Raw genomic sequence first — 17,133 nt, forward strand, 5'->3', positions numbered from 1 at the left:
AACATGAGACAAAATAAATTGATCAATAAAAAACTATTACTCAGTAGCTTAATTGGTGCCATGGTACTCGGCACTTTGGGGTGCGGCAGTAAAACAGAAACTGTGCGTGTCGCCATTGGTACACAAGACACGACCATTAACTGTGCAACAGGTGGGTTGCTAATTCGTGAATTGAATTTATTACCAAAATATTTGCCTAAAGATGGTAAATACAAACACGTTAAATATGATATTCAATGGAAAAACTTTACCTCTGGTGCACCACTTACCAGTGAGATGGTGGCTGGGCGTCTAGATTTGGGAGCAATGGCTGACTTTCCTGCGGTTAATAATTTAGCGGCATTTAAAAAAGCTGGGAAAGAAAGCATATTTTTAGCGCCATTGTCAGGCAGTATTAATGGTAGCGGTAATGCGATTGTTGTTCCAATTGACTCAAAAGTAACATCACTGAAAGAACTAAAAGGACAAACCATTTCCGTACCTTTTGCTTCAACTGCTCATGGACTATTGCTAAGAGCGATTCAGGCTGAAGGCTGGCAACTTGATAAAGATATTAAAGTGATTGCTCAGGCGCCAGAAGTGGCGGGACCTGCATTAAAAAGTCATAAGATTGCTGCACATGCTGACTTCGTACCATTTGGAGAGTTATTTGCTTACCAAGGTTTTGCTAAAAAAATCTATGATGGTTCACAAGCAAAATCACCTACATTTCATGGATCACTTGCGAGCAAGGATTATGCACAGCAGCATCCAGAAGTTATAAAAGCCTATTTACAAGCAACTATTGAAGCGAATCGTCTGATTCAGGAACAGCCAGAAAAATATAGTGAATTTATTGCTGAAAAAACAGGTATTCCTGCCGAAGTTGTTTATCTATTTCATGGCCCTTTAGGTCTGCAAACTCGTGACTTAACGTGGAAACCTGAATATCGAAAAGCGACTCAAATTGCGATAGATACCTTAAAAGTTTTAGGAAAAAACGACGGTACGCTTGATGTAAATAAATTTATTGATGACCAATATATTAAGGACGCATTTCAAGCATCTGGACTTAATTACAGCCAGCAATTGGCTGACTATACAAAATCACCTTTGGTTGCCAATGACGCTTTAACTGGCCAACCCATCAAAACATTTGATCGGGTGACCCAAATTTGGGTAACGGGTGAAGAAAAAGTTCGTAGCTACGAAACGCCTGAGCATGCTTTTTCTGATTTAAAGAAAATACAAGCCGATGGAAAAACGGTGCGTGTGGTTTATAGCCAAGATCATCAGTCCGACATTAAGTTACTTGCTAATTTAGCATGGTATGCCACAGACAAAGCAGGACAAATTCAAGCCTTTTTATTAAAAGATGATGCTGAAAAATGGGCTAAACAACAGGGTGGAAAAGTATATGACTTTAAAGCTATTCAGCTTGTAAAACAGAGCTGATGTGTTGTCTTACCTAATGAGCAGGAGGTGACGAATGAGTAGTTTGGTCCAAACAAAACCAAAAAACCAAAGTACATTTTTGACTAAATTTTTTCAGCAGTTGAGATCATATCCAGCGCGTTTAAAAAGCCATGTGATTGCTTTCACATCTATAGCTTTTTGGATAGTCATTTGGCAAGGACTTGCTCAGTTTAAAATAAATTTAGGCTTTGTGAACTTTAGCAATGTCCCGACACCTTTAGATGTCATCCATGCGCTTTGGGCTTTTTTTCAACTCAGCACTGCGTTTGAACATGTCGAATCTAGTGTATTTCGTGTAGTGGTTGGTTTTGTGCTTGCGGCTCTAATTGGTGTAGGCATTGGTTTGTTGGCAGGACGTTATCAAAAACTGGCTGCCTTTCTAATGCCACCATTAGAAGTATTACGTCCAATACCAGCAGTTGCATGGATCCCTTTAGCAATTCTGATTTTTCCATCCTCAGAAGCGTCTATGATTTTTATTACCTTTATTGGGGCTTTATTTCCAATTTTATTAAACACCGTACATGGCGTTGGTGCAGTTGACCCAAGGCTCGTTGCGTCAGCGAAAAGTCTGGGTGCTTCTGATCTTGCCATTATTCATGAAGTCATTATTCCGGGCGCATTACCGAACATTATTACGGGTTTATCTATTGGAATGGGCACTTGTTGGTTCTGTTTAGTGACTGCGGAAATGATTTCGGGGCAACATGGAATTGGATACTTCACGTGGGAATCTTTTACCTTGCAAAACTATAGCAATATCGTGGTTGGCATGGTGCTAATAGGAGCGTTAGGTATGTTTAGCAGTACATTGGTGCGTGTGATTGGAAACCGATTTACTCCATGGTATCAACTAAGGAAGTCTTAAAATGTCAATTACACAAGGCCATGTACGTATTCAAAATCTATCTCTACATTTAGGGCAAGCTAAAAATCGTTTTCAAGCATTAGATCGGGTTAATTTCGAAATACAACCGGGCGAGTTTATATGTCTACTTGGCCCGTCGGGTTGCGGTAAATCAACATTATTAGGTGCTTTAGCAGGGCACTTACCAATTAGTTCTGGGTCTTTAACGGTCGATGATGAATCGATATTTGAACCTCATCCAGATAGAGGTTTGGTGTTTCAGCAACATACCTTATTTCCGTGGAAAAGCGTGCTCGAAAATATTGCCTTTGGTTTAAAAATGAAAGGCATCGCTAAACAAAAGCGTATTGAACAAGCTCAGAAAATGATTGATCTGGTCGGACTTAAAGGTTTTGAACATAAATTTCCAGCTGAACTTTCTGGTGGTATGCAGCAACGGGTTGAAATTGCGAGAGTATTGATTAATCAACCTCGCATTTTATTAATGGATGAGCCTTTTGGTGCGTTAGATGCTCAAACTCGTTTAAAAATGCAAATGCTATTACTCGAAATTTGGCAAGAAATTCAAACGTCGGTTTTATTTATTACCCACGATATTGATGAGGCACTTTTTTTAGCCGATCGAGTGTTGATTATGAGCCATCGACCAGGGCGAATTATTGAAGAAATTCCACTTAAGTTTGAACGTCCACGGGATGTTGAGCTTGTAACGAGTAGTGAATTTACAGCCATTAAAAAACATTGCATCCAAACGTTAAAAGAAGCCACTCAACAAGAAGAGTTAAGCCGTTTAAATCCATTAGGGCTTGGAAAGAAATCACAAATTAAGGAATACGAATGAGTTTTTATTATCAAGCTTTAGACGACCTCAATGAATATAATCAGGAATTTCTTGCGCAGCTCAATCATGCAGATGAAAAGATCCGCTTTGTCGCTTTAATGAATATTGGTGATGAAGAAAATCCGAGTTTACTTCCGTGGCTGCATGCAGCACTACAACACGACTCTTCAGCTTTAGTTCGTGAAGAAGCGGCAAAAAAACTAGAAAGCTGGGAAGACCCAAGCAGTTTGCAAATATTGGCGCAAGCCTTATTTGATGTTGATCTGAATGTGAGACAAGCTGCCAGCCAGAGTTTAAGTGAAGTCAAAAATGCGGCATCAGCCCAGATACTGGCACCGTATTTAAAGCATACGGATACTTTTGCTCTTAGTGCAATTCTGCGTGCTTTAAAACCTTTACGACCACAGCAATTGTTTGAAGAGATATCTGCTTTGGTACACCACGAAGATGCATTTGTACGCCGTGAGGCAGTCAGTGCATTAAGTTGGTTACAACAAGACCAAGCAATTACGATATTGGCAAAAATTGCCGAAACAGATACAGATGATGAGGTCCGCCGTATTGCAACAGGTGGTTTGGCTTATAGTCAGAGTATATCCGCAAAGGTCATCCAAGCACTTCAACACTCTTTAACTTCGGAAAGTTGGCAACTAAGAGTGGAAGCTGCTCTTACGATTGGAAAATTACGTATTTTTCAGCTCGAAGCTCCTTTAATTCATGCTGTATCAGACTTGTATTGGCAAGTACGTATTGCAGCAGTACGGAGCTTGGGACTACTTAAATCACATCTGGCAGTTGCTCATTTGACTGATAACTTTAAGCATGAAATTAGTAACTTGCGTAAAGAAGTCGCTTTAGCACTCGGTGAAATTGGTACAGCAGAAGCTCAGAAGCTATTGGAACAACATCAAAATGATCCAGATCCTGAAGTACGAAAAGCGATTCGTATTGGATTAAATCAAATTGGTGAGGTGAAGTATGCAAATCAGACCTGATATCCGTGTCGACACTATAAATAAGCAGGTTCACTTTATATGGACCGATGGCTCAAGCGCATGTCTGAGTCATCAAAGTTTAAGGGAAATTTGCCCATGTGGCTTTTGCCGAGCGAAGCGGATTAAACAAATTAAAATAGAGCATCAAAATGTTGAAGTGACAGCTATGTTTGATCAAGGTTATGGTGCCCAAATTTGCTTTAGTGATGGGCATGATAAAGGGATTTTTCCATGGGCTTTTTTAAAAGAATTTGCTAAGAGCTAAAAGATGCCTTCTGCTTGGGACAGAAGGCATCTTATTTAATTAATGATCATGTTCTAAATAATCTGGTTTTTTAGGAAGCGCAAGGCTACATAAGAAACAGATAATCAGCATGACAATCACATATATAAAAAAGGTATTTTCAATTCCGGCAGCTTTGAACTGTAAGGCAACTGAAGGTGCAGAACCACCAAACAGCGCATTACCTACTGCATACGAAAAACCTACGCCTAAAGCTCGCACATGAGGTGGGAACATTTCAGCTTTTACCAATCCACTAATAGAAGTATAGAAGCTGAGTAACATCATCATAAAGATGAGTAGCAAGGTAATGATGATCGGAGAATCTATATAGGCACGCATCCCGATCACCATGACGGGATAAATAAAAATGGCGGACAATAAGCTAAATGCCAACATTGAAGAGCGTCGCCCAATACGGTCTGAAATTGCACCAAATACAGGTTGAGCACACATATAGACAAATAGGGCAAAGGTCATGATATAACCAACGGTTTTTCCGTCCATCCCTAAGTTGGTTAAATAGGTTTTTGAATAAACGGTCTCTACATAAAACGTTAATGAACCAGCAGAAGTGTATCCAACCACTAATAAAAAGGTTTTCCAGTGCTTTTTAAAGAGTTCTCTTAAGCTACCAGACTCTTTTCGTTCGCTGTCTTGATGAGAAAGTGTTTCTTCTAAACGACTACGTGCAAGCAAAGATAAGATTGCTGCGATACCACCAATAACAAATGGAATACGCCAACCGCCATCATGTAATTGTTGTTCACTTAAGAACGTCAATAAAATAACGCCCAGTAAGCTTGCAAGCAATTGACCACCAGAGAGGGTGACATATTGGAAAGATGAGTAAAAACCACGCTGACCTTTTAAGCCTAATTCACTCATATAAGTGGCAACGGCGCCATATTCACCACCCACTGATAAGCCTTGAAGTAAACGAACAAGGAGTAACAGAAAAGGGGCAAATAAACCGACTTGATCATAAGTAGGCAAAGCTGCAAATAAAAAGGAGCTTAAAGCCATCAAACAGATTGATATGATCATCGACTTCTTTCGGCCATGTCGATCTGCAATACGACCAAATAGCCAGCTTCCAATCGGACGCATAAAGAAGCTTGCGGCAAACACCCCCCAAACATAAATAGACTTAGTTGTGCTATCCATATCTGGCGCGGTTAAAGCTTGAGTAAAGTAAGCAGCAAATACTGCATAAATATAAAAATCAAACCATTCGACTAAATTACCAGAGGCTGCGCCTACAATCCCACGTATCCTGCTACGTTTTTCTTCCTGAGTATATGTCATATTACTTCCATCACTTTGTAGACAAAAACTAGGAACTTTTTAGGTGGGCTAAACAGAAAATAGAATGAACTTTTTAAAAATCACTCGACCCTGAGCACGTCCTTAGAATTCCTAACCATTCATTTTTTCTAATTTTAAAATTCGATTCTAGTGAGATTACGTCCTTTTGTTCGATTTAAAGAATTTTTTACCAATGATCGAACACTTCCTTTTATTTAACTGCATAATTAATTGTTTTTAAAATCAGTAAGCTAATTTAATACCAGTATTTTTCTATTCTGTTTCTCCTTTTAAGTGCCATTTTGAGCTTAAGTGTATTTTGAATATTTGATAATACTTAAAAAGTTATAGTATCAATTCCCAAGAAAATAAATGAAATTCATAGAATGATAAGTTGAAAAAAGTCGAACTAAATTCACTTAATCGAAAAAATACAGAATATGTTGTTTCTCAATATATGTAGCTGTATTCTTGCGTGGCTAAAAATCGGCTCAGCACTTATTTCTAGCGCTTCAAATTATGCACGGTATGGCAGGTAGTTATTCAATGGAAAGACGTTCGTTAAATCTTCACTTCATGACATGCTCTAAAACAGCATTGGCTTCATCTATTGCACTCATAACATCTGTCGTCTATGCAAATGAAGCGGAGGTTTCGAAGCTCCCAACCATTACTGTGAACGCTACACAAAATAGTGATGCACTATACACATCAAAAAAAGTGAGTTTATCTGGTTTTCAAACTGGTGATGTAAAGAAAGTCCCTGCATCTATTACCACCATTACATCTGAACGTATAGCAGATCAACACGCAAAAACACTGACCGATGTGATTAAAAATGATTCATCCTTAGGCGATGGTTATGCTGCAATTGGCTACTATCCAAATTTTGTAGCACGTGGTTTTGCGCTTGATTTAGGCTCAAGCTATCTCATTAATGGCCATACCATACGTGGCGAACAAAATGTAGCTTTAGAAAATAAAGAACAAGTTGAAATCTTAAAAGGCATTTCTGCAATTCAAAGTGGAATGTCGACACCAGGTGGTGTGATTAACTATGTAACCAAAAGACCAGCCGATGTTAAAAACATTACAGTCGATGCAAATTCAGAAGGTGGTTATACACTGGCAACGGATGTAGGCGGCTTTGTTAATGATAGTTTTGGTTATCGAATCAATTTAGCCCATGAAAGCATCCATCCAAATGTTGATCACGCAAATGGTAAGCGTGAGTTTGGTTCAGTTGCTTTAGACTGGAAAATTAATGATCGCTCTAAACTACTGTTTGACATTGAAGCTCAGCATCAAAGCCAACGTTCAGTACTCGGTTATCAGCTGCTTGATGGGCAAGAAGTACCAACAAATGTAGATCAAGACCGTTTATTGGGTTATCAGTCTTGGAGTAAACCTGTTGTAAATAACAGTGTAAATACGAGTTTGAAATATCAATATGCATTTAACGATCAATGGAATGGTAGCTTAAGTGCATCGCAAAGCCGTGTTGTGATTGATGATAATAGTGCTTTCCCATGGGGATGTTATAGCAGCATTTGTGAAGTTACCGGTTTGGGCAATACTTTTGATAAACACGGAAATTATGACATTTATGACTTCCGCAGCCCAGATGATACACGAATTACTAACCAGTTCGCTGCTGGGTTAAATGGTCAATTCAACACTGGCAATATTCAGCATCAAATCGCTTTCGAATTACAACGTACATATAAAACCTTAAAACACCATACACCACTGAATGTAGGGGTAGGAACAGGCAATATCTATGAAGATACGGTCGACTACAGTCCTTCATCGGAAAGCCCAGGCGATCGTTACAAAGCTCTAGAGAGTGATCAGACTGCACTTACTGTATCTGACCGAGTTCAATTTAATGATCAATGGTCAACTCTACTCGGTGGAAAACTGATTCACCTTGATGAGCAAGCTTATAATTCAGATGGGCAGCAAAGCCGTGATACGGATTTAAACAAATTCTTGCCACAATTAGCACTCATGTATAGTCCAACTTCCACGACTAATCTTTATGCTTCATATGCCAAAGGATTATCAGATGGTGGTGAAGCTCCGTGGTTCGCTAATAATGCTCTAGAAGTTCTATCTCCTAAAAACTCTGAACAATATGAAGTTGGTGTTAAGCAACAAATTCGGAACTTCTTAGTAACAGCAGCTATTTTTGATTTAAAACAAGACAATCAATATAGCAAAGTAAATGCAGAAGGAACTTTCGATTTTATTTCACAAGGCGAACAACACAATCAAGGTATTGAGTTAGGTTTAACAGGTGCCTTAACCGATACACTTGATGTAAGTTCAGGTGTTACCTATACCAAGTCTCGTCTTGTTGATATTGATACTGACAACTACAAAGGTCATCAAACTCAAAATGTGCCGAAAGTACGTGCCACAGCCCAGTTATCTTATAAAGTACCGTCAGTTGAAGGTTTAAGATTATTGAGTGGTATGCAATACAGTAGCAGTAAATATGCAAATAAAGAGGGAACTGCAAAAGTAGGCGGATATAGTGTCTTTAATATTGGTGCTGCCTATAAAACAAATTTTGCTGGGCATGACACAACTTTTAGATTCAATATTGATAACTTATTTAACAAGAAATATTGGCGTGATGTAGGGGCATTTATGGGTGATGACTATTTATTCTTAGGTAATCCACGTACAGCCCAGTTCTCTACAACTTTCAGTTTTTAAAATATAGAACAAATAAAAAAGGAGCTTATAAAAGCTCCTTTTTATTTCAGGAATTAAGCCGACATTTTTGGTTTAACCATATTATTAATCGACAAGATATCATCAAGTACTTGTGCTGATAATAAACCTTCATTTTGAACTAAAGCCAATACGCTTTGCCCAGTTTCGTTTGCTGTTTTAGCAATACGAGTTGTAGTTTCATAACCTAGGTATGGGTTAAGTGCAGTCACAATACCAATTGAATTTTCAACCAAAGCTTTACAGTGTTCAGGGTTCGCCGTAATCGTATCAATACACTTAGTTTGGAACATTGCCATTGCTTTACCAAGCAAGTCCATCGATTCAAACAGTTTGAATGCAATAAGTGGTTCCATTGCATTTAATTGTAATTGACCAGCTTCAGCAGCTAAAGTTACAGCCAAGTCATTTGCAATAATTTGGAAGCAAGCAAGGTTCATTGCTTCAGGTATAACTGGGTTTACTTTACCTGGCATGATCGAGCTACCAGGTTGACGTGCTTCTAAGTTAATTTCATTAATGCCAGTACGTGGACCACTTGAAAGTAAACGCAAGTCATTGGCAATTTTTGAAAGTTTAGTTGCAGTACGTTTTAATAAACCAGATAAAAGAACAAAGTCACCCATATCAGAAGTGGCTTCAATCAAATCTGGAGCTGACTTAATTTTCTTACCAGAGATTTTTGCAAGTGCTTGAATCGCGAGTTCACGGTAACTATATTCAGTGGTAATTCCTGTACCAATCGCTGTACCGCCAAGATTCATATAAGCTAAAACATTTGGAATAAGCGTATTAATTTGCTCAAGGTCTTTTTGTAGAGTTACCGCAAAAGCACCAAACTCTTGACCTAATGTCATAGGCACAGCGTCTTGTAACTGAGTACGACCCATTTTTAAAATGTGTGCAAACTCTTGAGATTTATTCAAGAAGCTAAGAATCAAATTGTTAAATGGAAGATTTAACTCATCTAGGCTAAGTAATAAACCTAAACGAATTGCAGTAGGGTATACGTCATTTGTTGACTGCGACATATTAATGTCGTTATTTGGATGCAAGTATTGATATTGACCTTTAGAATGGCCCATATATTCTAAAGCAACGTTTGCCAATACTTCATTTGCATTCATATTGGTTGAAGTGCCAGCACCGCCTTGCATCATGTCGATTGGGAACTGGTCATGGAAATTACCACGAATAAGCTGATTACAGCTGTATTCAATCGCTTCAAATTTAGTTTGATCTAAGTTTTTAAGATTATAGTTTGCTTCAGCACAAGCTAGTTTAACCATAGCTAATGCTTTAATTAAATTAGGGAAATTTGCAACTTTGCTATTTGTTAAGTTGAAATTTTCTAAAGCACGTAATGTTTGAACTCCGTAATAATGGTCATTGTTGATTTCTCGATGACCAATAAGATCCTTCTCAATACGGGTAGTAATATCAGCGTTCATCATTAAACTTCGAATTAGTTAAGATGATTCATCTTAGAATTCGAAATGCTTCACTTCTAATGCATTTATTAAAGTAATTATGCATTTTTTGCATAACAAAAAAGAGGGTAGTCGAGAAATAATCGTTGGTATATGAGCGTATATAGAATGAATACTTGTTCTAAAGTTTAATATATTCAAATATTTATTTAATTTTATAGATTGGTCAAAGGTGTGAAAATATAAGTAAATCAAAATTTATACAGAAAACTAAGCAATCATTTCCGTGTATTAAAATCAAAAAAATATTTGATTTTTCATGTGAAAGTTAATTTATATAAGCAAATAATGAGTTTTGTTTAATAAATTTTAATAAAATTGTGATGCATTTCACATAAAAATACTTATAATACAGAAAATTTTGATTTATTAAGTTTATGTTAAAAGTAACTGCTGCTTTATTAATATTGGGAAGTTTTGCTTGTTATCTCCTTTGGGGTAATGAAGAAAAAGCTGAAACTAAAAGTTCGCACATGCTTAAAGAAGCTGAGCAATCAATTAAGAATGCTGAGTTATCTATTCAAAAAGCTAAACAAAATATCCCTACTGCATCGTATCAATAATTTAGGCATTCAAGATTATTGTCTGTTAAATAATCTTTTGACTGAAATTTTATAAGGTGTAAGCACGCTGTAAAGAGACAAATGCATGAGAATGAAGTTTATTGCATATGACCCTAATTCTGGTGAGAAACTCAGCTTGAAAGAGCATATTCATCACATGGATAAATACACAACTTATGTTTTTTTTAGTGATGAAAAAGACAATATGGTTTTCAATCCACAGAAAAAACAGATATTTGAAATCAGTCAATATACTTCTAATATGATGGTTGAAATTTCAAGAAAGTTATACTACTTGATTGGTGAATATTAGGTCATTTTGATCAACCCGTCTGCGAAAATCGTCACCGCTTTTAAAGGGGACTCAATACGTTTGCGTACACTCAAATAGATACTTTAGTATAATAGTCGGAATTATCTTTTTATCTTATACTCTTTTCAAATATTGTATTTAAATACAATCAATTATTATGACTGCTTAAATCCTGAAATGAGGTAAGGTAATCATTTTCTTATCAATTATTACCTTACCAACCCATTGAGTGAGTAAAAAAAATCATTTTTCATATTTTTTGGGTTAGGCAAAGTAAAAAGGGTATGAAAATAGATTTTTTAACTACCTTTTATAGTGGAAAAGTATCTTAATTAATATTCTGAAAAATTTAATCAATAACATAAGGATTGGTTATTGAAACAGTTTACAGTCCGCATTCTTCCCCAAGGTGCGGACTTTTTTTATCAATAAAATGTACAAATATAAGTTCGTGCTTATTTCTAAAAGTTATCTTGTTAAGATCACTTATTTATTTTTATGATGGCTTTTTATTGTTTGATTTAAATAATTTTTTTAGCTGAATTGTACTTATGTTCATCTCTTGTCTCGTGAAAACAAAACCTATTATTTTCTTATCTTCTTTTCTATGTCAGAATTATTAAATACTTAATTTTATAGATTGGCTTTGTCCTTTCACTTCTCGCATTTTTGCAGGTACTCCCTATGTTTTATCATTCTTTCTTATCACTAAATTTATTTATGCTACTTCCCAAAAATATCAATTAATAAAATTACAAATCTAAAAGGGAATAGATAAGATGAATTTAGAAGTCCGTTGGGTAGAGGATCTCCTCACATTAGAACGTGAACGTTCAATCTCAAAAGCAGCAGAGAAAAGATTTATTAGCCAGTCTGCATTTACTCGAAGAATTCAACAAATTGAAGAAATGATTGGTGCTGAAGTCATTATTAGGAACAACAAAAACAACATCGAATTTACAGACATTGGTCGAATTTTATTAGTGATGTCTAAAAATATTGAAAAACAGGTAGAGGAGACCGCAAAACTCATTAAAAATATTAAAAATGAAACTGAATCGACCATTCGTTTCTGCGTTGTTCATTCTTTAGCTTCTGGATTTTTAACTACTTTTTTAAAGAAATTTCCTACACTTATTCGTGATTTAAAAATTGAAATTGTCGCAACGAATAGTGGAGAAGGCCTGTCTTTGTTAAAAGAAGGTGCTTGTGACTTTATGATTTGCTATGCAGATAAAAGCAATATTAGAAAAGTTGGGGATGATATTTTAAGTGGTATCAAAATTGCTGAAACGGTTATTGTACCGGTCTCTGCAACTGAACCCGACCATAGCCCGAAACATACAATACAAAGTAACTTTGCTCTGTTAGCGTATAGTAAACACGCGTACTTAAGAAAACTGGTGGATCAACTGATTGAAGGTAAGCTTATATATAAAACGTTATATGAAACAGATAATGCCACCAATTTAAAAGAGCTGGTTTTACAAGGTCTAGGGGTTGCTTGGATTCCAAAAATTAATGTTGAAGAAGACCTTGCAGCCGGAAAATTAGTCATTTTAGACCAACAAGAATATTGCCTTGCTCAAGATATTTACATCTTCAAAAATAATTTGAGTGATAATAAGTCGGTACAGAAAATATGGAATGGTTTTAAAGGTCAGCAAGATCTATAACGTCTACTCGTTTGAAATAATGAAGTACACGATATTTATATATAAATTAAGCAAATAAGTAGATTATGCTTTGGTCTTTACGATGAAAGGCAGTATAAAGCATTGCCCCTTGTCTAAATTCTTTGATAATTTAGAGTAAATTTCAATAAGTCAAAAGTAGAGTATAGGAGTATTTATCTCTTTCATACCTACTTTGAGCTTATTTCAATGGATTATTGAGTCCAAGCGGAGACAATTTTGTTTGATCTAGACAGTAGATTATTAAATATTTTTTATCATATTTATCGGTTCAAAAGTGTTTCAATGGCTGCAGATGCCATTGGTTTGACACAGCCGAGCGTTAGTAATGGTCTAAACAAAATCCGCCAACATTTTAATGATCCTTTGTTTATTCGAGTCGGTAATGAAATGATTCCGACTGAACTGGCAAAGCAAATTTTTCCACTCATTAGCGAAGTTATTGATAAGGTTGAAAGCATTAATAATTTTAATGTGAACTTTGATCCCTTGACCTCAGATCAGTTGTTTACGATTGCGATGACTGATGTGTCTCATTTGGTTTTGTTGCCGCAACTAACCAATTATTTAAAAGAAAAAGCCCCTTTGATTCGCTTAAATATTAGGCCGATTACACCAGAAACTAGCTATCAAATGGCAAACGGTGAAATTGATCTAGCCATAGGTTTTTTACCGCAGTTAGAAGAAGGTTTTTATCAGCAGAAGTTTTTTCGTCAACACTATGTCGTAATTAGCTCAAAAAGCCATCCACGTTTAGACCCAAATAATTTCACTTTAGAGGATTATATGCGTGAATCTCACATCGATATTGATGCGGGTATTGGGCATTATCACATTAAAAATGAGCTGCAGAATAAAGGGCTGGATCGAAATATTTTAATTCGTTTACCAAGTTATTTAGGTGTGGGATTGGTCGTTCAAGAAACAGATGCTATTGCCACTGTGCCATATTATTTAAGTCAGGTTTTATTGGTTAGAGAGAACTTACAGATTTTACCGGCACCGCTTGATTTTCCAACTTATGATGTTAAGCAACATTGGCATATGTCTTGTCACCATAAGAGTAGCCATAAATGGTTCCGTCAAACTTGTTATGAACTATTTAAAACTGCTTAAAAGTTTTAATTATAAAAAGAAGATGTAAGAAAATCCTTACATCTTCTTTTAATTTTAAATTAAATTTCAATCGCAACGGCTGTTGCTTCACCACCACCAATACAAAGGGCAGCGACACCTTTCTTTTTACCTAAGCGTTTTAATGCATAAATAAGAGAAAGGATAATTCTTGAACCTGTAGCACCAATTGGATGGCCTAATGCACATGCACCACCATGGACGTTTACTTTTGCTTCATCAATTCCTAGCTCATGAATTGGTGTCATTGCCACCATTGCAAAAGCCTCATTAATTTCCCAAGCATCTACTTCATCAACAGACCAACCAGCACGCTCAAGTACTTTTTGAATTGCACTAATTGGAGCAATTGTGAATTCGCTTGGATGTTGTGAGTGAGTAGAAGTTGCAACAATTTTTGCTAAAGTATTTAAACTATGGCTTTGAGCATATTCTTCAGTGGTAAGTACTAACGCAGCAGCACCATCAGAAATCGAGCTTGAGTTAGCAGCTGTAATTGTCCCATCTTTACTAAAAGCTGGACGCAATGTTGGGATCTTCTCAAGATTAGCTTTTAATGGTTGCTCATCTTGATCAATAACTTCGACACCTTTACGTGTTTTTACTTCAACAGGAACAATCTCTTCTTTGAAATAACCTTCCGTAATTGCAGTTTGTGCTTTTTTAAGTGAAGAAATTGCAAAGTCATCCATTTGCTCACGGGTAAAGCCTTTGGTATTTGCCATGTCTTGAGCAAAAGAACCCATTAAACGACCTGTTTCTGCATCTTCGAGGCCATCTAAAAACATATGATCCTTAATTTCGCCGTGTCCCATACGATAACCACCGCGAGCTTTAGGCAAAATATAAGGTGCATTCGTCATAGATTCCATGCCGCCAGCCACAATAATATTGGCACTGCCTGCTTTTAAGGTATCTGATGCCATTAACACAGCTTTCATTGCAGAGCCGCAAAGTTTATTAATGGTCACAGCTCCGACATGATCAGGCACGCCAGCTTTACGCATGGCTTGACGAGCAGGGCCTTGACCAATACCTGCACTGAGTACGCAACCGAAAATCACTTCATCTACTTGTTCCGGCTTAACACCTGCACGTTGGATCGATTCACGGATGACAGCAGCGCCAAGTTCTGGAGCAGTTAGAGAAGATAAACTACCCTGAAAACCACCCATTGCAGTACGGCTACCTGAAACTATAACAATTGAACTCATCTTAATATCTCTTATTGGTGTATTTGCTAAATTTGCCTTTAGCCTAAACTAAAGGCGCCACTAAATTAAAAAGTTGGAGGGGTATAGCTGAGCGTTCTACCAAAGAACCACAGCAAGAATAAAACTAAAGGAAAATGCACAACGAGCTGTGTCACTGTAAAACCAATCACATCTTTTGCTTTTAGTTTTAAAATGCCTAACATTGGAAGCATAAAGAATGGATTGATTAAGTTTGGTAAAGCTTCGGCTGCATTATAAATTTGTACAGACCAGCCTAAATGAACCTTTAAATCATTTGCTGCTTGCATTACATATGGGGCTTCAATAATCCATTTTCCACCACCTGACGGTACAAAAAATCCAAGTACCGCAGAGTAAATTCCCATCACAATTGCAAAGGTTTCTTTTGAGGCGATTGAAACGAAAAACTCGGCAATATAATGTGACAGCGATAAGTCTTGGCTATTTAAAGCTTGGGTCATAATAAAAGCGATGCTTCCGTAAAGTGGAAACTGAATTAAGATTCCTGATACAGCTGGAACTGCTTTTGAAACTGCATTTAAAAAGTTTCGTGGTGTGCCATGCAATGCTAGACCAAGCATTAAAAACACGAAGTTGTAGGTGTTGAGACTTGAAATGGCAATGATGGGATTGCTTTTTGAAAATTCAAAAAACATCCAGATTAAGCCTAAAACCACCACAATAATCGTTAAGATAGGCGAATTTTCTAACCAGTCACCTGGACGAGTAGATTTTACTTCATTTGTTTTTTCTTCTTCAAATTGCACATCAAAACTATCAATGGTTTTAACGCTATTGCCTTTTGGGGCAGACCAATATGCAATAGCGATTGAAACAATCACTAAAATAATGGTCATTGCAATTGATTGCCAAAGGAAAATGGTTTCGGTAAATGGAATAACACCAGTCAGGTTATAAATTGACTCAGGTAAACTGGTTTTATTTGCCTGAAGCTGTGCTGCTGATGAACTAATTCCAAGAGCCCAAGTTGCTCCCATACCAATGATTGCAGCTGCCGCAGCAGCACGATAATCCATATTCAGCTCTTTACGTTTTGCTAATGCAATCACTAAAAGTGCAGTAAGAATCGTACTTATTGCCCAATTGACTAGTGAAATTAATAAACTAACGGTTGCCACCAAAACAATAGCACCACGTCCAGAACTTGGAATACGCGCCATTTTTTGGATCAGGAATTTTACGGGCTTAGATACAGAAACAACATAACCTACAATAATGAGCATAGTCATTTGTAGGGTAAAGGGAATAAGACTCCAGAAGCCATTACCAAATGAAGTGGCTACATCATGGATTGGAGCACCAATACCCAAGGCGGCAACAGAGACAATAATGACGCCAAGCAGAGCAAAAATATATGAATCAGGAAACCATTTTTCAGACCAGTCACTAATCCGAAGAGCAAATCTTTCAAAAATTCCTTGCTGTTTTTCCATAGCTGAAAAATCCTTCTCATTCTTATTTATAGACAGCACATCCGGTGCTTGATAGGGCTAAGACTCAAGCTCACTTACTAACTTGAGTCTTGTACAGCTAACTAAGCCTTAGAATTTACGCGACTAAGGTTTTATAAAACTCGACACCTGTAGCAGCTTGAATTTGTTCGAGCGTTACGTCTTTAGCAAGTTCAATGAGCTCTACACCTTGTGGCGTAATATCCATTACGCCTAAGTCTGTAATTACGCGATGAACAACACCTTTACCTGTTAAAGGCAAACTACAGTTTTTCACGATTTTTGGTGTACCGTCTTTTGCGCAGTGTTCCATAAGAACAACAACTTTTTGAACACCAACAACCAAGTCCATTGCACCGCCCATACCTTTGACTTTTTTACCCGGAATCATCCAGTTCGCTAAGTCTCCTTTTTCAGAAACTTCCATTGCGCCTAAAATTGCAATGTTGACATGGCCACCACGAATCATGGCAAAAGATTCTGAGCTTGAGAAAAAGGCTGCACCAGGGCGAGCAGTAACCGTTTGTTTGCCGGCATTAATTAAATCGGCATCGACAGTTTCTTCAGTCGGGAATTCACCAATACCTAATAGGCCATTTTCAGATTGAAGCCAAACATTAATATTTTCAGGAATATAATTGGCAACAAGAGTAGGTAAACCAATACCTAAATTGACATAAAAACCATCTTCAAGTTCTTTTGCAGCACGTTGTGCCATTTCATTACGTGACCAAGCCATT

General features: G+C 37.0%; 15 protein-coding genes. 10 read left to right on the top strand and 5 right to left on the bottom strand.

All coding sequences use genetic code 11. The features are described 5' to 3' along the window. Positions 1-3: 3 nt before the first annotated feature. From MKL62_RS11795 to MKL62_RS11815, 5 genes are read left to right on the top strand one after another with little or no spacing between them, the layout of a single operon-like run. On the top strand, positions 4-1,434 hold the full coding sequence (locus tag MKL62_RS11795) for an ABC transporter substrate-binding protein (RefSeq protein WP_005128704.1): 1,431 nt from the start codon (positions 4-6) through the stop codon (positions 1,432-1,434). A gap of 34 nt (positions 1,435-1,468) precedes the next feature. Next, positions 1,469-2,323: an ABC transporter permease gene (locus MKL62_RS11800; protein ID WP_005128703.1), complete on the top strand. Its 855-nt coding sequence runs from the start codon at positions 1,469-1,471 to the stop codon at positions 2,321-2,323. A gap of 1 nt (position 2,324) precedes the next feature. Then, positions 2,325-3,164: an ABC transporter ATP-binding protein gene (locus MKL62_RS11805; RefSeq protein ID WP_000028991.1), complete on the top strand. Its 840-nt coding sequence runs from the start codon at positions 2,325-2,327 to the stop codon at positions 3,162-3,164. Further along, positions 3,161-4,159: a HEAT repeat domain-containing protein gene (locus tag MKL62_RS11810; protein ID WP_005128702.1), complete on the top strand. Its 999-nt coding sequence runs from the start codon at positions 3,161-3,163 to the stop codon at positions 4,157-4,159. The genes MKL62_RS11805 and MKL62_RS11810 overlap by 4 nt, the downstream gene beginning before the upstream one ends. After that, positions 4,143-4,424 (top strand): DUF971 domain-containing protein, encoded by a 282-nt coding sequence (locus MKL62_RS11815; protein ID WP_005128701.1) that lies wholly within the window; start codon positions 4,143-4,145, stop codon positions 4,422-4,424. The genes MKL62_RS11810 and MKL62_RS11815 overlap by 17 nt, the downstream gene beginning before the upstream one ends. A gap of 39 nt (positions 4,425-4,463) precedes the next feature. On the opposite strand, the gene MKL62_RS11820 is transcribed toward MKL62_RS11815, so the two are convergent. Then, positions 4,464-5,750 (bottom strand): MFS transporter, encoded by a 1,287-nt coding sequence (locus MKL62_RS11820; protein ID WP_000222732.1) that lies wholly within the window; start codon positions 5,748-5,750, stop codon positions 4,464-4,466. Between the two features lie 519 nt (positions 5,751-6,269). Between MKL62_RS11820 and MKL62_RS11825 the strand changes: the two genes are divergently transcribed. After that, on the top strand, positions 6,270-8,474 hold the full coding sequence (locus MKL62_RS11825) for a TonB-dependent siderophore receptor (protein ID WP_032000181.1): 2,205 nt from the start codon (positions 6,270-6,272) through the stop codon (positions 8,472-8,474). A gap of 53 nt (positions 8,475-8,527) precedes the next feature. Here MKL62_RS11825 and MKL62_RS11830 read toward each other — a convergent pair whose 3' ends face one another. Then, positions 8,528-9,946: an aspartate ammonia-lyase gene (locus MKL62_RS11830; protein ID WP_005128698.1), complete on the bottom strand. Its 1,419-nt coding sequence runs from the start codon at positions 9,944-9,946 to the stop codon at positions 8,528-8,530. A gap of 413 nt (positions 9,947-10,359) precedes the next feature. Here MKL62_RS11830 and MKL62_RS11835 point away from each other — a divergent pair, with 413 nt between their 5' ends. The 4 genes from MKL62_RS11835 to MKL62_RS11850 all read left to right on the top strand — a co-directional run bounded on the left by MKL62_RS11835 (position 10,360) and on the right by MKL62_RS11850 (position 13,668). Further along, positions 10,360-10,545, top strand: coding sequence for a hypothetical protein (locus tag MKL62_RS11835; RefSeq protein ID WP_000922092.1), 186 nt, complete (start codon positions 10,360-10,362; stop codon positions 10,543-10,545). 91 nt (positions 10,546-10,636) lie between these two features. Continuing rightward, a complete protein-coding gene (locus MKL62_RS11840; protein WP_000668585.1) occupies positions 10,637-10,858 on the top strand; it encodes a hypothetical protein in 222 nt (73 codons plus the stop codon). Between the two features lie 779 nt (positions 10,859-11,637). Next, a complete protein-coding gene (locus MKL62_RS11845; protein WP_001047845.1) occupies positions 11,638-12,534 on the top strand; it encodes a LysR substrate-binding domain-containing protein in 897 nt (298 codons plus the stop codon). A gap of 237 nt (positions 12,535-12,771) precedes the next feature. Next, the gene (locus MKL62_RS11850) at positions 12,772-13,668 is read left to right on the top strand and encodes a LysR family transcriptional regulator (RefSeq protein ID WP_001983834.1); all 897 of its coding nucleotides are present in this window, start codon (positions 12,772-12,774) and stop codon (positions 13,666-13,668) included. 59 nt (positions 13,669-13,727) lie between these two features. On the opposite strand, the gene MKL62_RS11855 is transcribed toward MKL62_RS11850, so the two are convergent. From MKL62_RS11855 to MKL62_RS11865, 3 genes are all read right to left on the bottom strand, one after another. Beyond that, complete coding sequence (locus MKL62_RS11855) at positions 13,728-14,900, bottom strand: thiolase family protein (protein WP_005128696.1); 1,173 nt, start codon at positions 14,898-14,900, stop codon at positions 13,728-13,730. Positions 14,901-14,965: 65 nt separating this feature from the next. Continuing rightward, positions 14,966-16,375 (bottom strand): short-chain fatty acid transporter, encoded by a 1,410-nt coding sequence (locus MKL62_RS11860; protein ID WP_005128695.1) that lies wholly within the window; start codon positions 16,373-16,375, stop codon positions 14,966-14,968. A gap of 115 nt (positions 16,376-16,490) precedes the next feature. Next, the gene (locus MKL62_RS11865) at positions 16,491-17,132 is read right to left on the bottom strand and encodes a 3-oxoacid CoA-transferase subunit B (RefSeq protein ID WP_000312583.1); all 642 of its coding nucleotides are present in this window, start codon (positions 17,130-17,132) and stop codon (positions 16,491-16,493) included. Between the last annotated feature and the right edge of the window lies 1 nt (position 17,133).

The organism is Acinetobacter sp. AOR01_HL (genome assembly GCF_027855455.1).
Lineage (GTDB): Bacteria > Pseudomonadota > Gammaproteobacteria > Pseudomonadales > Moraxellaceae > Acinetobacter > Acinetobacter baumannii.